This window comes from Kordia jejudonensis (assembly GCF_001005315.1).
Taxonomy (GTDB): Bacteria; Bacteroidota; Bacteroidia; order Flavobacteriales; family Flavobacteriaceae; genus Kordia; species Kordia jejudonensis.
This window is the reverse complement of record NZ_LBMG01000016.1, coordinates 96044-117574: the sequence shown is the minus strand read 5'-3', so window position 1 is coordinate 117574 and position 21531 is coordinate 96044. Positions and strand designations below refer to the sequence as shown.

General features: G+C 34.2%; 21 protein-coding genes. 5 read left to right on the top strand and 16 right to left on the bottom strand.

Going from position 1 to position 21531, the window contains the following annotated elements; all coding sequences use genetic code 11:
• Window positions 1-2: 2 nt before the first annotated feature.
• Both AA089_RS10695 and AA089_RS10690 read left to right on the top strand, forming a co-directional pair.
• Complete coding sequence (locus AA089_RS10695) at window positions 3-1490, top strand: DUF389 domain-containing protein (protein WP_046756936.1); 1488 nt, start codon at window positions 3-5, stop codon at window positions 1488-1490.
• Window positions 1491-1621: 131 nt separating this feature from the next.
• On the top strand, window positions 1622-2680 hold the full coding sequence (locus AA089_RS10690) for a hypothetical protein (protein WP_046756935.1): 1059 nt from the start codon (window positions 1622-1624) through the stop codon (window positions 2678-2680).
• A gap of 12 nt (window positions 2681-2692) precedes the next feature.
• Here the strand turns inward: AA089_RS10690 and AA089_RS10685 are convergent, their stop codons facing one another.
• Both AA089_RS10685 and AA089_RS10680 read right to left on the bottom strand, forming a co-directional pair.
• Window positions 2693-3463, bottom strand: a complete 771-nt coding sequence (locus AA089_RS10685) for an ABC transporter ATP-binding protein (protein WP_046756934.1) — start codon at window positions 3461-3463, stop codon at window positions 2693-2695.
• Entirely contained in the window at window positions 3464-4201 is a 738-nt protein-coding gene (locus AA089_RS10680; RefSeq protein WP_046756933.1) for an MlaE family ABC transporter permease, read from the bottom strand.
• 129 nt (window positions 4202-4330) lie between these two features.
• On the opposite strand from AA089_RS10680, the gene pafA reads away from it, so the two are divergent.
• A complete protein-coding gene (gene pafA / locus AA089_RS10675) occupies window positions 4331-6016 on the top strand; it encodes an alkaline phosphatase PafA (RefSeq protein ID WP_046756932.1) in 1686 nt (561 codons plus the stop codon).
• On the opposite strand, the gene AA089_RS10670 is transcribed toward pafA, so the two are convergent.
• From AA089_RS10670 to AA089_RS10660, 3 genes are all read right to left on the bottom strand, one after another.
• A complete protein-coding gene (locus tag AA089_RS10670; RefSeq protein WP_046756931.1) occupies window positions 6013-6762 on the bottom strand; it encodes a LytR/AlgR family response regulator transcription factor in 750 nt (249 codons plus the stop codon). The genes pafA and AA089_RS10670 overlap by 4 nt on opposite strands.
• Before the next feature lie 118 nt (window positions 6763-6880).
• Window positions 6881-7747: a glycosyltransferase gene (locus AA089_RS10665; RefSeq protein WP_046756930.1), complete on the bottom strand. Its 867-nt coding sequence runs from the start codon at window positions 7745-7747 to the stop codon at window positions 6881-6883.
• A 3-nt stretch (window positions 7748-7750) separates the two neighbouring features.
• Window positions 7751-8278 (bottom strand): class I SAM-dependent methyltransferase, encoded by a 528-nt coding sequence (locus tag AA089_RS10660; RefSeq protein WP_046756949.1) that lies wholly within the window; start codon window positions 8276-8278, stop codon window positions 7751-7753.
• Between the two features lie 175 nt (window positions 8279-8453).
• Between AA089_RS10660 and AA089_RS10655 the strand changes: the two genes are divergently transcribed.
• On the top strand, window positions 8454-9950 hold the full coding sequence (locus AA089_RS10655) for a lipopolysaccharide biosynthesis protein (protein ID WP_046756929.1): 1497 nt from the start codon (window positions 8454-8456) through the stop codon (window positions 9948-9950).
• A gap of 24 nt (window positions 9951-9974) precedes the next feature.
• On the opposite strand, the gene mscL is transcribed toward AA089_RS10655, so the two are convergent.
• The 4 genes from mscL to gcvP all read right to left on the bottom strand — a co-directional run bounded on the left by mscL (window position 9975) and on the right by gcvP (window position 15546).
• Window positions 9975-10433, bottom strand: a complete 459-nt coding sequence (mscL, locus tag AA089_RS10650) for a large conductance mechanosensitive channel protein MscL (protein WP_046756928.1) — start codon at window positions 10431-10433, stop codon at window positions 9975-9977.
• A 189-nt stretch (window positions 10434-10622) separates the two neighbouring features.
• Window positions 10623-11417, bottom strand: coding sequence for a pyrroline-5-carboxylate reductase (gene proC / locus AA089_RS10645; protein ID WP_173427055.1), 795 nt, complete (start codon window positions 11415-11417; stop codon window positions 10623-10625).
• 2 nt (window positions 11418-11419) lie between these two features.
• On the bottom strand, window positions 11420-12478 hold the full coding sequence (locus AA089_RS10640) for a 3-oxoacyl-ACP synthase III family protein (RefSeq protein WP_046756927.1): 1059 nt from the start codon (window positions 12476-12478) through the stop codon (window positions 11420-11422).
• A gap of 221 nt (window positions 12479-12699) precedes the next feature.
• Window positions 12700-15546: an aminomethyl-transferring glycine dehydrogenase gene (gcvP, locus tag AA089_RS10635; protein ID WP_046756926.1), complete on the bottom strand. Its 2847-nt coding sequence runs from the start codon at window positions 15544-15546 to the stop codon at window positions 12700-12702.
• A gap of 159 nt (window positions 15547-15705) precedes the next feature.
• Between gcvP and AA089_RS10630 the strand changes: the two genes are divergently transcribed.
• Window positions 15706-16512 (top strand): UbiA prenyltransferase family protein, encoded by an 807-nt coding sequence (locus AA089_RS10630; RefSeq protein ID WP_156168967.1) that lies wholly within the window; start codon window positions 15706-15708, stop codon window positions 16510-16512.
• 1 nt (window position 16513) lies between these two features.
• Here the strand turns inward: AA089_RS10630 and AA089_RS10625 are convergent, their stop codons facing one another.
• The 7 genes from AA089_RS10625 to AA089_RS10590 form a co-directional block, all read right to left on the bottom strand.
• Window positions 16514-16771 carry a hypothetical protein gene (locus AA089_RS10625; RefSeq protein ID WP_046756924.1) on the bottom strand — a complete coding sequence of 86 codons (258 nt, stop codon included), beginning with the start codon at window positions 16769-16771 and terminating at the stop codon, window positions 16514-16516.
• Between the two features lie 11 nt (window positions 16772-16782).
• Complete coding sequence (locus tag AA089_RS10620; protein WP_046756923.1) at window positions 16783-17337, bottom strand: sigma-70 family RNA polymerase sigma factor; 555 nt, start codon at window positions 17335-17337, stop codon at window positions 16783-16785.
• Window positions 17338-17758: 421 nt separating this feature from the next.
• Window positions 17759-18211 (bottom strand): SRPBCC family protein, encoded by a 453-nt coding sequence (locus tag AA089_RS10610; RefSeq protein ID WP_046756921.1) that lies wholly within the window; start codon window positions 18209-18211, stop codon window positions 17759-17761.
• Entirely contained in the window at window positions 18212-18826 is a 615-nt protein-coding gene (locus AA089_RS10605; RefSeq protein ID WP_046756920.1) for a hypothetical protein, read from the bottom strand.
• A gap of 63 nt (window positions 18827-18889) precedes the next feature.
• Complete coding sequence (locus AA089_RS10600) at window positions 18890-19600, bottom strand: YqjF family protein (protein WP_046756919.1); 711 nt, start codon at window positions 19598-19600, stop codon at window positions 18890-18892.
• Window positions 19601-19611: 11 nt separating this feature from the next.
• Entirely contained in the window at window positions 19612-20532 is a 921-nt protein-coding gene (locus AA089_RS10595; RefSeq protein ID WP_046756918.1) for a TIGR01777 family oxidoreductase, read from the bottom strand.
• 31 nt (window positions 20533-20563) lie between these two features.
• On the bottom strand, window positions 20564-21523 hold the full coding sequence (locus AA089_RS10590) for an SRPBCC family protein (protein WP_046756917.1): 960 nt from the start codon (window positions 21521-21523) through the stop codon (window positions 20564-20566).
• Between the last annotated feature and the right edge of the window lie 8 nt (window positions 21524-21531).

Sequence of the window (21531 nt, the reverse complement as noted above, 5' to 3'; positions counted from 1 at the left end):
ATATGAGTACAGAAGAAGAAAATAAATTTAATTTCTCTGAAGAAGAGCCAAAGGAGAAATCGGAAACAACTGAAAACAGTGAAGATGTACAAGGTTTGTGGAAAGGATTTAAAAACTTTCTATATAAGTTATTGGATATCCGTGATGATGTAGACAAAGATCAAACCATTGAAGATGTTAAAAAAGACATTCCGTTCAAAGGTGCTACTGCTTGGATTTTAGTATGTTCCATATTTATAGCATCTGTCGGATTGAATGCAAACTCTCCAGCGGTTGTCATTGGAGCCATGCTTATTTCTCCACTAATGGGACCAATTTTGGGAATGGGAATGTCTATTGCCATCAATGACATTTATACCTTACGCAAATCGTTGATCAACTTTGGTGTCATGGTATTTTTGAGTGTGTTAACAGCATTCTTATTCTTTAAATTTTTTCCGTTGCAAACAGATTCTTCCGAATTAATTGCACGAACTCAACCTGATATTCGCGATGTATTAATTGCTTTTTTTGGTGGTTTGGCGCTCATTATTGCCCGAACTAAAAAAGGAACAATTGCTTCTGTAATATTTGGTGTAGCAATTGCAACGGCGTTAATGCCACCATTATGTACAGTTGGTTACGGACTCGCAAAAGGCGGAACAATTGGATTAGGATATGCTGGTGGCGCTATGTATTTATTTACGATCAACACTATTTTTATTGCCTTAGCAACTTTCTTGGTATTAAAAATATTGCGTTTCCCGATGTTGAAATACGCCAATTCTGCCAAACGTAAACGTATATCACAGCTGGCTTCTGTTGTGGCATTAGCCGTGATGATTCCAGCAGCTTGGACGTTTTGGAATGTATTGCAGGAAAATAATATCCGAAGAGATTACAATCTATTTGTAAAGCCAATTCAAGAAAATACACAAGTTTGGTTGCAAAAACGCGACAAAGATTTAGACATGGAGAACAGAACAATCAATCTATATTTCAACGGAGAAATATCAGATGATTTAGCACAACAATACAAAAGTGATTTGCAAAAATTTTCCAACATCAAAGATTTTGAATTAAAAATCAACGGAAATAAAAACAGAAGTTTTGATAAAATCTCTGATGCGCTAGAACGTGCGTATGCCGATTTGGATGAAAAAGATCAAATTGTAGAAGGTTTGCAAAAGCAAATAGCCGAATTGCAACAAGAAGTATCCGATTTGAATTCACAACTAGAATCAAAAGCATCATTAGAAAATGAAAACTATATAGCTTTTAGTAAAGTATCCAAAGATGCGAAAATCAAATATGCCGATTTACGTCAGTTTGGATTTGCTAAAATGTTAAGTTCTAAAGACTTTATCAAAGTAGACACTATTCCAGTTGCAGCCGTAAAATGGAATCCTGTATTGAATGATAGTGTACAAACACTTCGCGAAAAAGAATTGGAAACTTGGTTGCGAAAAGAATTATCGTTGGATACGTTAATTGTAGAACGTATTAAATAAAAAATTTCAAAAAAAATATAGACAGCATACATAAAAAGTGAACTTCGGTTCACTTTTTTTTATTACGAAAAGGGTAACAATTCGTGACGATGAATTACTTATACATATAATAACCTTAAAAACTGATGGTGATGTTGAAAAATTTACTACTTACTTTTTTATTTATAACAGTCATTACTACGCACAATTCAAATACAGCGTTAGAAGGTGTTTGGATTGCTAGTTACGAACAGTTTTCAAATAGTGAGAATCCTTCAAAAAAAGAACGTCCACAATTTGGTCATATTCTTGAAATCAAAGGAAATTCATATCGACTTAAAAAATTTGAAAACAGATTAATTCAGTCTGAAGGAATGGATCGTACCGCTAATTTCACACTGAAAGAGGATCAAATAATTTTTGATGACAACGAGAAAACTACTTTGAATATCAACTTGAATAAAGATAGTCTAACGATTGATTATGGAAATGTAAAAGTTACCTATAAAAAACTACCCAAACAGCACAAAAAAATAAACTGGAATCCAACAGGAAATCTTTACAAATCGGAAGCGAATGGCAAGAAGTTGTACGAAGATTTCGCAAACGATTCCCAATCATATTTATACTTTGTTGATGAAACAGATGTGTATGAGCAGATTTGGCAAATAATGCAGATAGGTAACCATTCTTTTTTACTATTAGAATCTCATTTTGACAATACGGTGTTATTAATTGATGCTGTTGATGGAAATACTATTTACCTTACCGACTATTTATTAGCGGAAAAAAAGTATGTTTTAGAAAAAGTAACAAAAAAGCAAAAAAAGCCCGCAGCACTTTTAGGAACTTGGAAGCTGGTCAATATAGAAAATGTTCAAGATCTTGATAAAGATGGTGCATTCAATCCATTGTCTAAAAATAGAATTGAGAAAATCATCATTAAAAAAGATTCAATACATATATTAAATCCGTTTTTTAAACAAAAAAGTGCTTGGAAATATTATGAAGATGGAAATTATATATTCTTAAAAGATATGACAAAATTAGCGAAAGTAGTAGAGCTAGAATCACATTCATTGTTACTTGAAATGAATCTTTCTGAAACAGATATTTCTCCAACGGTTTTAACTGAAATTGATCTTAATGATCTGAACAATATGGCATCAGAACTTTCTAAGAAAAAGCAATTTATTTTTACAAAAGAATAACTGTAATAAAGTCTAATCTTCCAATTCTTTTAAATACACTTCGCGTACTTTTTTAAACAAGTCGGAAGAATATACAAAGTCAGTTACAGATTTGTTATCCGTTTTAAAGATTTGCTTGTTTGTGCCTTCCCAAGCTTTGTGACCGTTTTTTAAGAAGATAATTTTTTTACCAATTTCCATGACAGAATTCATATCATGCGTATTAATTACTGTAGTAATATCGTATTCTTCTGTAATTTCTTGAATCAAATTATCAATAACAATAGCCGTTTTCGGATCCAATCCAGAATTAGGCTCATCGCAAAACAAATACTTTGGTTTCATTACAATAGCACGCGCAATTGCAACACGTTTTTGCATTCCTCCAGAAGTTTCTGCGGGATATTTATGATGTGCATCAAACAATTTAACACGTTTTAATACAAAATCTGCACGATCTTGCATTTCACTTTTAGATTTTTTAGAAAACATTCGCATCGGAAACATTACATTTTCTTCTACGGTCATAGAATCAAACAAAGCACTTCCTTGAAAAACCATCCCAATTTCCGTTCGTAAGTCTCTCTTTTGCTCTTCTGTAAAAGTTCTATAATCTTTTCCATCAAACAAAATTGTGCCATCATCAGGCTTAAATAAACCAAGTAATGTTTTTAAAAAAACAGTTTTACCCGAACCACTTTGCCCAATAATCAAATTGGTTTTTCCTTTCTCAAATGTTGTTGTAATTCCTTTTAAAACTTCAACGCCATCAAACGATTTTTTTATGTTATTTACTTCAATCATTTATGTCAGTAATAATTGTGTGATGATATAATTTAATAAAATAATAACAACACTCGTCCAAACGAATGACGTCGTACTTGCTTTTCCAACTTCCAAAGCGCCACCTTTCATATAAAACCCATAAAATGATGGAATTGTTGCCAAAATAAAGGCAAAAATAAATGTTTTTAAAAATGCATAGGTTACATGAAACGGAATAAACTCTATCTGTAATCCTTGAATAAAATCTGCACTACTTGAAAAACCACCATAAATTGAAGCTGCCCAACCCCCCAAAATTCCTAAAAACATAGAAATTGTAATAACAAATGGATATAATGATAACGCTATAATTTTTGGAAATACCAAATAGTTGAGCGAATTAACACCCATAACTTCCAATGCGTCAATTTGCTCTGTAACACGCATCGTTCCTATACTAGAAGTAATAAATGAACCTACTTTTCCTGCCATAATGATAGAAATAAATGTAGGTGCAAATTCCAAGATAACCGATTGTCGCGTAGCAAAACCAACCAAGTATTTTGGAATCAGCGGATTATTGATGTTTAAGGCAGTCTGAATTGCAACAACACCACCAACAAAGAAGGAAATAAAACATACAATTCCCATGGAACCAATGATTAAATCATCAATCTCTTTAAAGATAAGATTTCTTAGCATTGACCATTTTGTCATCCTGCTAAATACGCTTTTCAACATCAAAAAATAGCGTCCTATATTTTCTAGGTAAATCATGGGTTAAAAATACATTATTCGAACAAGCTAATAAAATAAATCAGCTATTTAATATTAAGGTAAAACTAATTGGAAGAAAACAACTATTTTTGAGCAGCCATAAAAGTAAGACCAATAGCACGTCTCATCATGAAAAGAATTATCGTTTTAAGTATCCTCTCCATTTTCTGTATTCAATGTATCTCTGTGAAACAGAAAGTAAAAGCTACTCCGAATAGCAAGACTGCAACAGTACAAAGCACAACAACAGCAACACCAAAGCTAGTTGTCGGAATTATTGTAGATCAAATGCGGTATGATTATTTAACTCAGTTTGAAAATAAATATAGTGAAGGAGGATTTAAACGAATGCTTCGTGAAGGATTTAATTGTAAAAACAATCACTACAATTACATTCCAACATATACAGGTCCAGGACATGCTTCTGTATACACAGGAACTACGCCGCAAAATCACGGAATTATTGCCAATGATTGGTATAACAAAGCGGAAAAGGAATTTGCATATTGCGCTTTTGATGATGCCTATGTTTCAGTTGGTGTAGCAGATAAATATGAAGGGAAAATGTCGCCACATCGAATGGAAACGACCACCATTTCAGATCAATTGCGTTTGGCAACACAGCAGCGCGGAAAAGTGATCGGAATTGCTATAAAAGATAGAGGCGCTATTTTGCCAGCAGGACATGCCGCAAATGGTGCATATTGGTTTTATGGAAAAGACAAAGGAAACTGGATTACAAGTACATATTATCAAAATACTTTGCCAGCTTGGGTACAAGATTTTAATGCCAGTGATGCCGCAGAAAAATATATAACAACTTGGAATACCTTGTACGATATCAATACGTACACGGAAAGTGGCGCTGATACAAATAAATTTGAAGGTACATTTAAAGGAAAAACCAACGCGAATTTTCCATATGATTTAGCTGCGTTGAAAGAAAAAAATGGTGGCTTCGATATTTTAAAATCAACAGCATACGGAAATAGTCTGACAACAGATTTTGCCATTGCAGCCATCAAAGGCGAACAACTTGGAAAAGATGCTACACCTGATATATTAGCGTTGAGTTATTCAAGTACGGATTATGTTGGGCATAAATTTGGGGTAAATTCTAAAGAAATTCAAGATACCTACATACGATTAGACAAAGATATCGAACGTTTATTAGCTACGCTTGACGCAGAAGTTGGAAAAGGGAATTATACTATATTTTTAACGGCTGATCATGCGGCAGTACATGTGCCATCGTATTTGAAAAGTATAAAAATTCCAGCTGGCTATTTTAGCAATTCGTCACTTAAAAAACATTTAGAAGCATTTTTAAAGACACGTTATGGAAGTGAAAACTTAATTGAAAATATTTCAAATGGACAAATTTTCTTAAATCATGAAGAAGTACAACGCTTGCCAGTTTCAGCAACAGCTATAGAAAATGTATTGCAACGTGAATTGTTAGCATACGATCAAATTGCAAAAGTATATACCAGAACAACGTTGCAATCGGGAGAATTTTCTACAGGAATTGCAGCGTCTATACAAAAAGGATTCAACCAAAAACGTTCTGGAGATGTTTGTTTTGTGTTAAAGCCATCCACAATTTCATACGGAAGAACAGGTTCTACGCACGGTTCAGGATTCAACTATGATACGCACGTTCCGTTACTATTCTATGGAAATGGAATTCAACAAGGTACCACCGTAAGACGTACTGTAATTACAGATATTGCACCAACAATTTCGGTACTTTTAGACATTGCGTTTCCAAATGGAGCTACAGGAAATCCTATTGAAGAAGTATTAAAAGACTAAGGTTTGGTTTGTAAGTACAACTGAAATGTATCAATCACTTTCTTTTTGCTTCGTACTGAAGTTGTAATTTCAACATTGTTACACATGCGAATAATTCCACCTTTAGAAATGCTGGAAATATATTCCATATTGACCAATTTTGATCTGTGAACTCTATAAAAAGCTTCATTTTCAATAAGGTCTTCAATGCGTTTTAAATTCTTGGTAGTTAGTAATTTATCGCCATTAATTGTGTGAATAAATGTATAACTTCCAGAAGCTTCACAAAAAATAATATCTTTCAACTCTATAGGAATATATTCATCTTTAATGATGACACTTATAATTTGATTCTTGGCTTGAATTTGATTTTTAAACGCCACATATTTCTTTACATCAAACGAAGTACGCTTCATGAAATACATGTCTAATACCTTTTTAAGTTCTACTTCCTGAACAGGTTTGTTGAGGTAATAAAAGGCAAAATAATCCATTGCACGTTCTTTATAATCTAAAAAACCTGTGGTAAATATGATTTCAAAAGGCATGTGCTGTCCCAAATTGTCAAGGACTTCAAAACTGGTTCCGTCTTGCAATTCAATATCTAAAAAAACAATATCAGGAGCATTTTTTTTAATAATCGTCACTGCATCGTCAACATTGGAAGCTGTTGCCATGACTTGAATATTAGAATAGCTTTTTGCAAGTAAAGACAAAAGGTATTCCATGGAAGATTTTTCATCTTCAACAATAACTGCGGTAATCATGAATATTATTTTTTGCTTAGGGGTTTTTGAAGGATAACAATGACAACAAAATACGGTTATTTTATGAAAGATGATAATTTTTTGTAAAAAAAGCGATAATTAATCCCTAATTTTCCTACTATCTAAATAAGAAGAACTTTTTTAGTTTGTGAAGCATTTGAGTGCGACGGTACTTTCGGATAAATCGTGCTTGCTCAGGAGTTACCATTTTGGGAGTTTTCTCTTTCTTGGCTTTCAAAAAACCATTCATATAACTTGAAAATACGCTGAAACTTTTCTTTTTCAGTGCTATTTTGAACGCAGAAATCAGCGAAATCCAATATCCGTAGCCCAATTTGTAAAAAACGGCGCCATGTTTTTGATGTACTTTTTGTTGGTAAGCGTTTCCAGTTGGCTTCAAATGTTTTACGTGCAATGATTGATCAACATGTACTTTCCAACCATAAAAACGAGCTAATAATACATCTGCTGTGTCCCAACCAAGTTCTTTTTGCAAACCACCAATTTGATCAAAACAAGCTTTTCGATAGGCTTTAAAAGGTCCACGAACATGGTTTTTGTCGGCAATAGTTTCATAGATCCATTTGCCATCTTTTTCAATAAATGCAAGTCCGCCAGCAATTCCAATAGTTTCATCATTTTTAAAATGATTGGCAATGGTTTCAAAATAGTTGTTTGGTAAAATAAGGTCTGCATCAAGTTTTACAATAACATCAAAAGTACCGTCTAAGGTTTCAAATCCTTTGTAAAATGCATTTACGACTTTGCTTCCGGGTAAATGTTCGTTTGTAGCATTGGTATTCACTTTTGAAATGAAAACGTGTTTTTTCGCGAAAGCGTCAATAATCAATTCGGTATCGTCGGACGAATTATCATTGACAACCACTACTTTTTCGGGAAGTTTGGTTTGTGCCACAATGGAAGTCAATGTCGCTTCAATATGCGCGGCTTCATTATGTGCAGGAATGACAATGTAAATTTTCATAAACTATGCTTTGCGTTCCGCGTACACAGCGTAATAGCGAGGAATTAAGTGGCGCAAAATAGGACGTGGCGCAATGGGTGGACGCGAAGGATTTGTCCACTTTTTGGTCTTTATAATATCCCAACCAGCTTTTTCAAGCAACCAATCAAATTGCCAGTCTTCAAACTCATGGTAATGTCTGTCCCACGGATCTGTTTTGCTTCTATACGCCGTAGCAAACCACAAACGTAGCGGAACGGTAACTACAATTTTCTTTGCTTTGATTTCTTTTAAAATATTGAATGGTGCTACTAAATGTTCAAATATTTCAAAAGCAGTTACCACATCTGCGTCACTTTCTTGTACGGATGAAAAATCTTCGTCTAAATCTTCTCCTTTGGTATTTTCTACAACGTATCCTTCCTTTTGCATAATTTCTGAAAAAGGATTTGGCACGCCTAAATCTAAAATTTTTGCACCATCAGGAATGGTTTCTTTCAAAAATTCAAGCGTATTGCGATAGCGTTTATGTGGATAAAATTTATTGTACATGTTCATGTCTTGGTACTACAAATATATGTAAAAGAGTTGTTAGATAATCGGATTATTGGATTTTTAGAACGTAAAATCTAAAGTAAGGGTGAATTTTTTTGCCTTGAGATCATTTTTTAAAAACAAGAGACGTTCCATACATTTGTGTACATTTGTGATATAATATTTTCTACGATTGGAAAAGCAACAAAAAGAAGTATCATCACAAGCGCTCAAATTTAGCATTATCAATTATATTGGTGCTGCTATTGGAATTGTATCTACACTTTTCATCTATCCAAATAATAAAGAATTTTTAGGAATTATACGCTACATTTTTGATGGTGCACAAATTTTGATGGCGTTTTTTGTATTTGGAACTTCGCAATCATTAGTCAATTATTTTCCGCGTTTTAAAGATGAAGCCGAAAAGCGAAATATATTTTTTTCAAGTACGTTGTTAATTGTTGTCATTAATAGTATTTTATTTTCAGTTGTCTTTTTATTATTAGCGAATTCACTATCGAGTTTGTTGCCAAATTTTCATGCTTTTGATTACATCGAATACTCTATTGTAGTAGGTTTTGCGTTCGCGATAATGGATGTAAGCAAACGGCAAGTATCAAATTATAAAAAAATAGCCATTCCAACAGTATTGGAACGTTTTTCAATAAAAGTATTTTTCCCAACTATATTTTTAGTGCTTTTGGCAGGAATGATTTCAGTAGAAACGGGCAAATTGATCTACACAGCTTGCTTCGTTGTACTCTTGATTATTGCCTTGGTATATGTCAAAAAAGTAGCGAATATTCAATTTGATTTTGCATATAAAAAAGTGTTTGATCGTTCGTTTCGGAGCGAATATATAAAGTATAGTGTGTTTGCTTTTCTCAGTATTTTAGGTTCATTACTTGCGTTTAAAATTGATGGAATTATGGTTCCAAACCTGATTGAAAACGATGCAATGACTGCAAACGGAACGTATAGTATTGGCGTTGTTTTGGCGGCAACATTGGCGATTCCTGCCATTGGTTTGTACACGATTTATAGTCCAATAATTCGTGAATATATTGCCAAAGATGATATTGCTTCGTTAGGAAAAAAGTATCAAGAAATTTCGATGTTATTGTTTGCGCTTGGCGGATTTTTGCTCAGTTGTATCTTTTTAGGAGTTGACGATTTGTTTTCTATTTTACCAACGCGTGACAACTTAGTAGATACGATTCCTGTAATTTTAATTTTGAGTTTCAACGTAGTTATTGACATGAGTACAGGATTCAATTCGCACATTTTGTTGTATTCAAAATATTATCGTTTCAATATGGTTGCGATTGCGATTTTAGTCGTGCTAAATATTTCTTTGAATATCTATTTTATCAAATATCTCAACTTAGGAATTGAAGGCGCTGCGTATGCTACTTTGATTTCCATGACGTTGTACAATAGTGTGAAACTTGTTTTTATCTATTCAAAATATAAAATACAACCGTTTACCAAAAAGCATTTTATACTTTTACCTGTCTTTTTGGGAAGTGTTGCTATTTTACACCATCTTCCAACAACCAATGCGACGATTTTAGATATTATTTTGAAAGTTGGAACCTGTATGTTGGTCAACGGATTTGTAATTTATAAACTCCGAATGATTCCAATGCTCAACAATTGGATTGCTCAGAAACTAGGAGTGAAGTAATATCGAGTGTTAGAAAATCTAAACTTATTTTACTTCGTTTGAAGCATTTCGTTCTGCAATTTCCACTTGTTTTTCCAACAATTCTGTCATACGATTCAGTAGTTCAATATCTTTTGGTGTGACAACAGTTTTATTTTTGGGATCCTGTGCTTTATTGCGCATAGAATTCATAAACTTTACGACCAAAAAAACCGTAAAACCTATAATTACAAAATCGACCAATACTTCAAAAAGTTTTCCATATGCTACTGAAACTTCTTGTAATTTGGTAGTGCCATCATCAATTGCATCTCTTAGAATAATTTTTTTATCAGACCAATTAATTCCATCCGTAAGTAATGTTAAAGGTGGTAAAAAGACTTCTTTGACCAACACATCAATTACCTTATTAAAAGCCGAACCGATGATAACACCGATAGCGATATCGACCATATTACCTTTTACGGCAAATTCTTTAAACTCATTGAAAAGCTTTAGTTTCATGTACTTGTTTTTTTGCAAAAATAGGAATCATTTCTATTTTTTACGAGTTCGTTTTTGTTTTTCGTGGATTTCTTTTTAATTCGATAAACTCCGTAGAACTGTTGCGCGAAGCTTTGAAGACGTGCAGATTCTATTTGAAAAATAGTAAAGTGTATCTGTGAGATGTAATTGCGTAAGTAATCTAAAAGATCAATCTTTCTGAATTGTTTCAATTGAAGTTGTAATTCCTTTAATTAAAGAAGAACTAAATCCTTGATGTTCCATTTCGTTAAGTCCCGCAATTGTGCATCCTTTTGGCGTCGTTACTTTGTCAATTTCTTCTTCAGGATGATTGCCATTTTGGAGTAATAATTCGCTCGCACCTTTGACCGTTTGTGAAGCAATCTTGGTAGCGGTTTTGGCATCAAATCCAATTTCAATTCCACCTTGAATCATCGCTCTTATAAATCGCAATGCATAAGCAATTCCACATGCGCCTAAAACTGTTGCGGCATCCATAAGACTTTCATCAATTTCAATAGTTTCGCCCAACGCATCAAAAATAAATTTGGTTTTTGCCATGTTTTCTGCGCTTGCATTTTTACTTGCCAAACACGTCATAGATTCACTGATTGCTGCTGCCGTATTTGGCATGGCACGAATTACTTGAACATTCGAAGCGACACAATCGGAAAGTTGTTTCAACGAGAAATCGCTTATGACAGAAATGATCAAATGATTTGGTGTAATGTAAGAAGAAAGTTCTTGGAGAACACTTTTGATACGATAAGGTTTTAAGGCGAAAATTAGAATATTCGCCTGTTGTACTGCTTCTATATTATTGGAAGTTGTGTGTACGTTTTGGGCTTTCAAATCATCTAATAACGCAACTTTTGTGCGTGTGACGTAGATTTTTTCAGGCGCATAGTTGTTTTTTAACAGTCCTTGCGCAATCGATTTTCCTAAATTTCCACCACCAATAATGGCTATCGTATCCAGATTCATGTCTAATATTTATACACAATGGCGTTGATGTTCATTCCGGCACCAACACTGGCAAACATCACAATATCGCCTTTTTTAATTTCTTGATTTTCCACTTTTCCTTTGCTTACCATATCAAACAATGTTGGAATCGTAGCCACCGAACTATTTCCTAAATCATGAATTGTCATCGGCATAATTCCTGCTGGAATTTCTTGGTCGTACAATTCGTAAAAACGTTGGATAATAGCTTCATCCATCTTTTCGTTTGCTTGATGAATAAAAATCTTTTTTAAGTCACTTATGGCAACGCCACTTTTGTCCAAACAAGCTTTCATGGCAGTTGGCACGTGCGTTAGTGCAAATTCGTAAATTTTACGTCCATACATTTTAATGTATCGAGTATCTTCTTTTAATTCAGTATTGTATGATTTTCCAAAGAATAAATAATGTGCTTCATTATAGGAATGTGTTGCCGTTTCGTGTGCAATAATTCCGCTATCTTCTTCTGTAGTTTCAATAACTGTTGCGCCAGCGCCATCAGAGTAAATCATAGAATCTCTATCGTGTTTGTCAATAACTCTTGACAAAGTTTCCGAACCGATAATGAGGCATTTTTTTGCAATTCCTGCTTTGATGAATGCATATCCTTGTATCATGCCTTCAACCCAACCAGGACAGCCAAATACAACATCATATGCTACACATTTTGGATTTTTGATACGTAAGAGATGTTTCACTCTACTTGCCAAACTTGGTACGGCGTCACTCTGAACAGAGTTGTATGCAACGTCGCCAAAATTTTGAGCAAAAATAATATAATCAAGTTGTTCAGGATCAATTTTAGCATCAGCTATTGCTTTTTCAGCGGCAAGATAACCCAAGTCAGAAGACGTGTGTTGTTTTTCTGCATATCTGCGTTTATCAATTCCAGTGATGGACTTGAATTTTTTGATAATTATATCTGTGTTTTGTTTAAAAGGGCTCCCATCGTCATTGAGGAATTTATGCTGGAGGAAATCTTCATTTGTTTCAACTTCAGAGGGAATATAGCATCCTGTCCCCGTAATTTTAACGTTCATTTCAATACAATTTTGGGTTTTAAAGAACTAAATTAACAATTAATATGCGTTAATATTTCAGATCGGAAGCCGAAATTGGAATTTTTGAGAATAATGCACTCAAATGTTAAGGTTTTAGATAATTTCTAAAATAAAAGCCTAAAAACTGACAATTGTGTAATGAAAAATAGGAAGAAATAAAAAAGGAGCGTTTTTTAGAACGCTCCTTTTCAGAATATTTTTTATGCTTCTGCGTACGCTTCAATTGGCGCACAAGTACAGATTAAATTTCGATCTCCGTACGCGTCATCAACTCTTCTAACGGATGGCCAGAATTTGTTATCTGCAACGTATGGTAATGGAAATGCTGCTTTTTGACGTGAGTATGGAAGTTTCCATTCTTCTGCCGTTAACATTTCTAAGGTATGTGGTGCATTTTTTAACACATTGTTTGTGTTGTCTGCTTTTGCTTCTGAAATTTCACTTCTGATCGCCAACATTGCATCACAGAATGTATCTAATTCTGCTAAGCTTTCACTTTCTGTTGGTTCAATCATGATGGTTCCACCTACTGGAAATGATACCGTTGGTGCGTGAAATCCGTAATCCATTAAACGTTTTGCAATGTCTGTCACTTCAATTCCAAGTTGTTTAAATGGTCTGCAATCAATAATCATTTCATGCGCACATCTTCCACGTTTGTTGGTGTATAGAATATTGTATTCGTCTTCCAAGCGCGCTTTGATATAGTTTGCATTTAAGATAGCATATTCTGTAGCTTCTGTTAAACCTCTTGAACCTAACATTGCAATGTATCCGTAAGAAATTAAACAAACTAAAGAGCTTCCCCAAGGTGCTGAAGAAATGGCTGTAATTGCTTTTTCTCCACCAGTTTTTATGATCGGATTGCTTGGTAAAAATGGTACTAAGTGTGCTGCAACACAAATTGGGCCAACACCAGGTCCGCCGCCACCATGTGGAATGGCAAATGTTTTGTGTAAGTTTAGGTGACAAACATCTGCGCCAATGGTTGCAGGATTTGTCAATCCAACTTGCGCGTTCATGTTTGCACCATCCATATATACTTGTCCACCATTATCGTGAATGATTTGTGTAATTTCTTTGATGGTAGCTTCAAAAACACCGTGCGTTGATGGATATGTTACCATTAATGCCGCTAAGTTATCTTTGTGTACCAATGCTTTTTCGCGTAAATCGTCTACATCAATGTTTCCGTCTTCCGAAGTTTTGGTAACGACTACTTTCATTCCTGCCATGACAGCACTTGCTGGATTTGTTCCGTGTGCAGAAGCTGGAATTAAACAAATGTTTCTGTGTGTGTCACCTCTTGATTCATGATATGCACGAATAACCATTAATCCTGCGAATTCTCCTTGCGCTCCAGAGTTTGGTTGCAATGAAGTTCCTGCAAAACCAGTCACAACATTCAGTTGATGCTCTAATTCTTTTAATAAGATTTGATATCCTTCTGCTTGTTCAACTGGCACAAATGGATGAATGTTATTCCACTGAGCTGAACTTAACGATAACATTTCTGCGGCAGCGTTTAACTTCATTGTACATGAACCTAACGCAATCATAGAATGGTTTAAGGATAAATCTTTACGCTCTAATTTTTTGATGTAACGCATCATTTCTGTTTCCGAGTGGTAACTGTTAAATACAGGCTCTTCCATGAAAGAAGTTTCTCTGGAAACTGATGGTAATATTTTTGATGTGTATGTGTTTTCTATTTCGATGGTTTCTTTTTCGGCTACTGTTGCAAAGATGAACGCAATGTCATTTAGATCGTTTGCAGTTGTCGCTTCATTGATAGAAATTCCAACTGTATCTTCGTCAATGTACAAGAAGTTCACTTCGTTTTGTTCGGCAACTTCTTTTACTTTTCCAGCATCAGCTTTGATAACAATGGTATCAAAATACGCTGAGTTTGTTTGTTCGAAACCTAATTTTTCTAAAGTATTTGTAAGATTTACAGCATTTGAATGTACTTTATTAGCGATGTATTTTAATCCGTTTGGACCATGATATACGGCGTACATTCCTGCCATAACTGCCAATAATACTTGTGCAGTACAGATATTTGAAGTTGCTTTGTCTCGTTTGATGTGTTGCTCACGTGTTTGAAGCGCCATACGCAATGCACGATTGTCGTCCATATCTTTCGTTACTCCAATAATTCGACCTGGCAAGTATCGTTTGTAAGCTTCTTTTGTAGCAAAAAATGCGGCGTGAGGACCACCATAACCTAATGGAATTCCGAAACGCTGTGTTGTTCCGACAACGACATCAACTCCAAAACTTCCAGGAGATTCTAGTAATACTAAGCTTAAAATATCTGCGGCAACAGCAACTTTGATTTCGTTTGCATTTGCTTTTTCTGTAAATGCTCTGTAATCGAAAATTTGCCCGTGTTTTCCTGGATATTGTAGTAATGCTCCAAAAAATTCATCTGAGAAGTCAAATGTAGTATGATCTCCAAAAACCAATTCAATTCCGATTGGAATGGCTCTTGTTTTTAGCAATGAAATCGTTTGTGGCAATACTTCGTTTGAGACAAAGAATTTTGAAACGCCAGCTTTTTTCTGTGTTCTTGATCGCACAGCAAATAACATTGCCATTGCTTCTGCGGCAGCTGTACTTTCATCTAAAAGGGAAGCGTTTGCAATTTCCATTCCTGTTAAGTCTGTAACAACTGTTTGAAAATTTAATAAAGCTTCTAGTCTTCCTTGTGCAATTTCTGCCTGATATGGCGTATATGCGGTATACCAACCTGGATTTTCAAATATATTACGTTGAATCACGGCTGGTGTTACAGGTTCGTGATATCCTAGTCCGATATATGATTTAAATATTTTATTGTGTCCTGCAAGGTTTTGCATGTGTGATAGGAATTCATTTTCGCTTAATCCTGCTGGAAGGTCTAGCGCTGAATTCAATCGAATTTCGTCAGGAATAGTCTCGTCAATAAGTTGTTCTAGAGAAGTAACCCCGATTGTTTTTAACATGTAAGGAACATCTTTGGCACGTGTTCCATTATGTCTAAGTGAAAAAGAATCCGTATTCATCGACTTAATATTTTTCTTTTGTAGTTGTGTTTTTTTTTGATATGCAAAAGTACGATTAAAAAATTACTTCTTTTACTTTTATTTTGTGACGAATGTGGAAAGTTTTTAACGAAAATTATCGGTTATGAACAGTTTCTTTATTTTTGTGCGATGAATGTCTTGAAAAAACTTTTCAATTTTTATTTAGATAGCAGTATTCACATTGCGTTAAGCGTGTATGCATTGACGTATAGTACACTGTTATTGTTTCACTTACCATATGATGAAGCTGTGTTGTATTTCACATTTTATGGTACAATTGTTACATATAATTTTATCAAGTATGGCAGTTCGGCAAAGCGTTATTTTTTTGTTGCTTCACGGTATATGAAATGGATTCAATTGTTGAGTTTTGTGTGTTTCGGATTGGCGTTGTTTTACGCATATTATTTACAATGGGAAACATTACTTTGGGCCATTGGATTGAGTGTGTTGTCATCGTTGTATATTCTTCCGTATTTACCCAATCAGAAAAATTTTAGAACTTTACCGCAATTTAAAATTTTAATTGTTGCCCTGTGTTGGACAGGCGTAACAGTTGTGTTGCCTTTGGTAAATGCAACTATTTTTGAATTGAATCAGACGACAATATTTTTTATGATACAACGTATGTTGTTGATTCTAATTTTAATGATTCCGTTTGAGATTTGTGACTTGCAGTTTGATGCGCCAGCATTGGAAACCTTGCCACAACGTATTGGAGTTGCCAAAACTAAGTTGCTTGGCTACATTTGGATTGTACTTTTTGTAGTGATTGAATTCTGGCAAACAGAAACATTTTTAGCAATATTTTATAGTACCATTGGTTTGAGTGTATTGCTGGCAATTGTAGTGTGGCAAGCAAGCATAAAAAAATCGAAATACTTTACATCTTTTTGGGTAGAAAGTATTCCGATTGTATGGTTTTTAGTACTACTTTTTTCGTAGACTAATATTTGCTCATTTCTTCTTGAAGTTTGCGTTGCATTTCTGCTTTTTTATCTTCTTCGATCACGTCTATCTTCGATTTTTGCACCAATTTTGTCAATTTATTATTGTTGCTTGAATATCCTCTTGTAATGCGACACCAAGATAGTCTAACGTTTAGTTTTACTTTTTCCCAGAAGCTAGCTTCTCCATATTGTGATTTGTCACAAATATGTTTTGCTTCTTCGCAGGATATAAAAAATTTATATTTTGTACTCATGTAATTTATTATTAATACCAATTCTGTTCGAGGCATCCAGAAAGCGCTGTACGTGCTCTGTGAATAATAACCCAAAGGTTAGACGCAGTTATATTTAGTTCATTACAAATCGTTTCCGTTTCGTAACCGAGGATGGTTTTCATTTTAAAGATTTTAGCTTGTTTTTCAGGAAGTTTGTCCAAACAATCTTCAATGGCAAGTCCGAGTTCTTCATTCTGAATTTGATCTTCGGCATTTTTGTCGTAACCGTCAGCAACGCGCTCTTCTAGCCAATCGCCTTCTGATTCTGCATCAGAATTGTAATTGATACGTACTTCAGCTTGTCCTTTTTTAGAATTTATTTTACGGTAATGATCAATGATTTTTCGTTTCAAAATAGAAATTAGCCACGTTCGTTCAGAAGCTTCTCCTTTGAAATTAGCCATTGATTTTAATCCAGCAAAAAATGTTTCTTGGACTAAGTCTTGCGCAGTTTCTCTATCTTTTACCCTAACAATGGTATAGTTGAAAAGGTAATCCGCATAAAGCGTAATCCATTTATTAGGATCAAGTTGATGATTTGGCATTGATGGTCTAAATTATTTTCATCAAATGTAAATGATAATTGTTAGAATAAAAAATCATTCTTTTGGCTATCAGGAATTAAGCAGTTTGTTGCTGGTTGATTGTTGGTTGCTGGTTGTTCGTTGTTCGTTGTTTGTGGAGTTGTTTAGTTGATGTTTCTCGATATTTTTCTAATTTGTTGTTTGTTTTTTGTTATTCGTGGATTTGTTTAGTTGAAGTTTCTAGATAACTTTTACATTTAGCATTTATTTTTTTGTCACGAATTGACAAATGATGTTCTTTTCTCTTTTCTCTCTGTTCTTTGTTCTCTGTTCTTTTCTCTCTGTTCTCTGTTCTTTGTTTTTTGTTCAGTTGAAGTTTCTCGATAACTTTTACATTTACCATTTTCAAATCATCAAATCACCACATTGAAATATTAGTACATTATAAAACTTCAGCGCGTTGTTTTATATGTTGATTTCGTTCTCGTAGAAATTTTGTCAGATATGATTTTAAGATGAGATAGTCAAACAGCTTTCCAAAAATACCATACGGAACTTCGTAGCTTAAGTTGTCAATCATTTCGGTGCCGTTTTTGTTTTCTTTGAATATGTGTTCATGATGGAAACTTTTAAACACACCTTTTACCATTTCATCTACAAAATACGTTGGCGATTCCATGGCGGAAATGATACTTGTATGTTGCAAATACAATCCAAAATGTTTGGCACGCCACGTAACTGTTTCTCCCAATTCAATTTTTCCAGAAGTGTGTCCTGCAATGGCTTTTTCACGTGTATTGTTGGTGGAAGCTTCATGCTCAGAAATATCTCTGGAAAGATCAAAAACCAATTGAATGGGAGCGTTTATAGTTGTTTTTAAATGGATTTTTGTCATTTAAAATTTCTCCGATTTTTTACCCAATTCTTCGTCTGCACCAATTGGAGAATATCCTTTTGCAATAACCAAATCATTAATTTTTTCCCAACTCATATATTTTTCCCGCTTGATTTCTGTAGTCTTTAAATAGTTCATGTATGCAACCATTTGTTCAAAAATATCTTCAGTTTCTTCTTGTGTAATTTCAGAAATTGGTTTTAATGGTACTAATTCTGATGTAGCATATAATATGGACGTTTCTAGTTTTCTTTTACCAGCTTTTCCATACACCTCTTGAAGTTTTATTCTATTGTTTTTTATTTTAGTAATAATTACTTTCTTTTCTTCAGCTTTACGATTTTTATGATTGTATCTTTTTCCTTTTAAAATGTATGTTTTGGTATTTTTATCAATCACTGAATCGTTTAAAACTTTATAACTGAATCTCGGTATTTCATTACATTTTTGAAAATCATTACAGTCAGAAATGTATACAGAATCTTGTATTTGTTTGAGTTGTTTGACTTCACCTTTTGCGATAAAGTAATATTCTTGGTCAAATACCATGGTTTGCGCATTGGTGTACAAAACTCCAGCAAAAAAAGTGAGTAGTATTAGTTGTATAGATTTCATGATGTAAGCTTTCTATGTTTAGTTAAAAATAATAATTTATGTAGAATCAGGTGTTTATGTTTTTTAGGATAGTGTTTTTTTCGGTTCCACAGTAATTGCTGAACCTTCCATGACGAAAACAGAATCTGGCGTTTGTGTGGTAAGATGTGCAAATTTCTTCCCGTAATTTAATTCAAAATCAACATTTATTGCATATTCATTTACCTTGTAATACAACCATTTTGGATGTGTCACTTCATACTCAAAGGTTTTGTTTTTGTTGTATTTGGTATAACCAAAATAATGCTCTGAGATGAATTCGATTTCTGAATTTTCAGGAAAAGATTTCGGATTGTTCGTAGCTTTAATAGCAATCGATTGTTCTTTATGTTGATGAATCCATGAATATGAAATGTCTATCGTTGCTGGAGTTATATTCCAACTATGAGACATTGGTCGTGTGACGTAATGTTCGTTGTAAACTGTGTTGGCAACAAAGCTTAATAACCGTTTTGGTACAATTTCTTGCACAAATACAACACCTCTTTTTACAACACCATTTTCTTCTCTTTTTACGTAAAATCGTAAGTTGACTTCCTCAAAAGTGTGCAATCCTGGCATTTTACAACCCAAGACTTTTGTGTTTTTAAACAAGAAACCAATGACACTGACAAAACATTTACCGTTGAAACTATCTAAAGTTGTCCCTTTTGGAACGTATTCTTGTAACAATTCAGGTTGTACCGTATAATTTATAAAGACTAATTTTCGCCATTCGGCTGTTAAAAAACTCATAGTATTTTTGTTTAATTTTTTCGTTGTATAATTTCTTGAATCGCCATTTCTGCTGTTGGATAGTTAAATTGAAAACCAGCAGTGAGCAATTTTTCAGGAATCACGAATCGGCTTTTTAAAATCAGTTCAGCTTCCGTTTTTATGATTCTCGCACCAAGTTTTAGCAACCATTTTGGCTGTGGCAATCCAAACGGAATTTTTAAAATGCGTCGCAAGGTTTGCATAAATGTTTTGTTTGGCAACGGATTTGGTGCGGTAACATTAAAGATTCCTGCTTTGTTTTTTGTGATTAAAAAGTGAATTGCGCGACAGAAATCGTGTTCATGAATCCAGCTTACTTTTTGGTTTCCGTTTCCTTGCGTACCGCCAAGTCCAGCTTTTGTTAGATTTTTTAGCGGAAGAAAAGCACCACCATTTTTTCCTAATACAATAGATGTTCGCAAGGCAATTTTTTGCGTTCTTGGTGTTTTCGTATTGTGAAACGCTTCTTCCCACGATTTGGCAACATTCATCGAGAAATCGTTTCCTATAATTCCTGTGCTTTCCGTCATTTCTTTTTCTAGCGAATGCTCATATATGGTTGCCGTTGACGAGTTGATCCAAAATTTTGGTGGCACAGCACAAGCTTTAATTGCTTCTCCTAACACTTCCGTAGATTGTACTCTGGAGTTTAAAATTTCAGCTTTGTTTTTTGGGTTGTATCTACAATCTACAGATTTTCCTGTGAGATTTATTAATGCTTCAATTCCTTCGAGTTCCGTTAACCAAATGTCCAATGTTTTTGCATTCCATGCTACATAACGCAGCATGTCGTTTCCTGTTTCTTTGGCTTTTCGCGAAAGCACCACGATTTCATAACCTTTTGGAAGATAAAAATCAATTAATGCGCGTCCAAGAAATCCGCTTCCGCCTGCGATGACTATTTTTTTCATATGTATTTCCCAAGAAAGTGGGAATCTTTATTTAAGATTTTTGAGTTGTTTCACATGTTACTTTGATATGGTTCAACACACGATGATGAATTTTGTGAATGATGTATTTGCTCCATATTTTCCAGTACATTTCTGGTTGAATTTTATTGTAATACCACGTTGTGCCTTCGACCAATGTTTTTCCGCCTGCTAATTTTGTGAGTTTAAATTGTCCTTTTTTAGATACAAAATATTCATGCAAATGTGCAGGATTGATATCGTACATGCTTATTTCTTGCATTGGAATTGGTTGTTCTTTTACTGAAAAAGCTAGTAAATTTGGTTCATTCCAAGCAGTAATTGGTTCTACAAAGCTTCCCGTAGAAAAGTTGCAATACCGAATTGCACCAACGCCTTTTCCTTCGATATTTGCATTGATTGGATAGGCAATTCCTGTTTTGAATAGAAACTCTGTTGGTGGTTCCATCTGAGGAAATTCAATTACTTGTTTCCAAACTTCTTCAATTGGCGCATTGATGACAATACTTGACTGAATTGGAAATACAGTTGGTTCAGTATTTGTATGATTTTCAAAAGCCAACAACGATGGAACTATCACAATGTATAATACTATCATTTTGATTCCTGAAGCTTTTCTACGCTGAATTTTGTAACCTACAAATGCGCCAAGGATGACAAACGGAATTGCGATTGGCATTGCCATGACGATGCAAATGATACCTTCAATCGCAAAAAATAATAGGGACAACGAGCAAACTAAAAGTACGAGTAATGCATTTTTAAAGGCACTTGCAAAAGTGACATGTCCGTTGATACTGAGAATTAGTGTCGTTGTAACACCTGAAAAGAATGGAATTAGCGCAAAAACTGTCCAGCCATAATCGTTAAAAATGTTTACTCCAATGTATACAAATAGTGTTGAAAGTAACGCTGTGACAATGTATGCAAGAACAAAAGTCAGGTATTTATTTTTCTTTAGAATTGTGTTCATGGTAATCT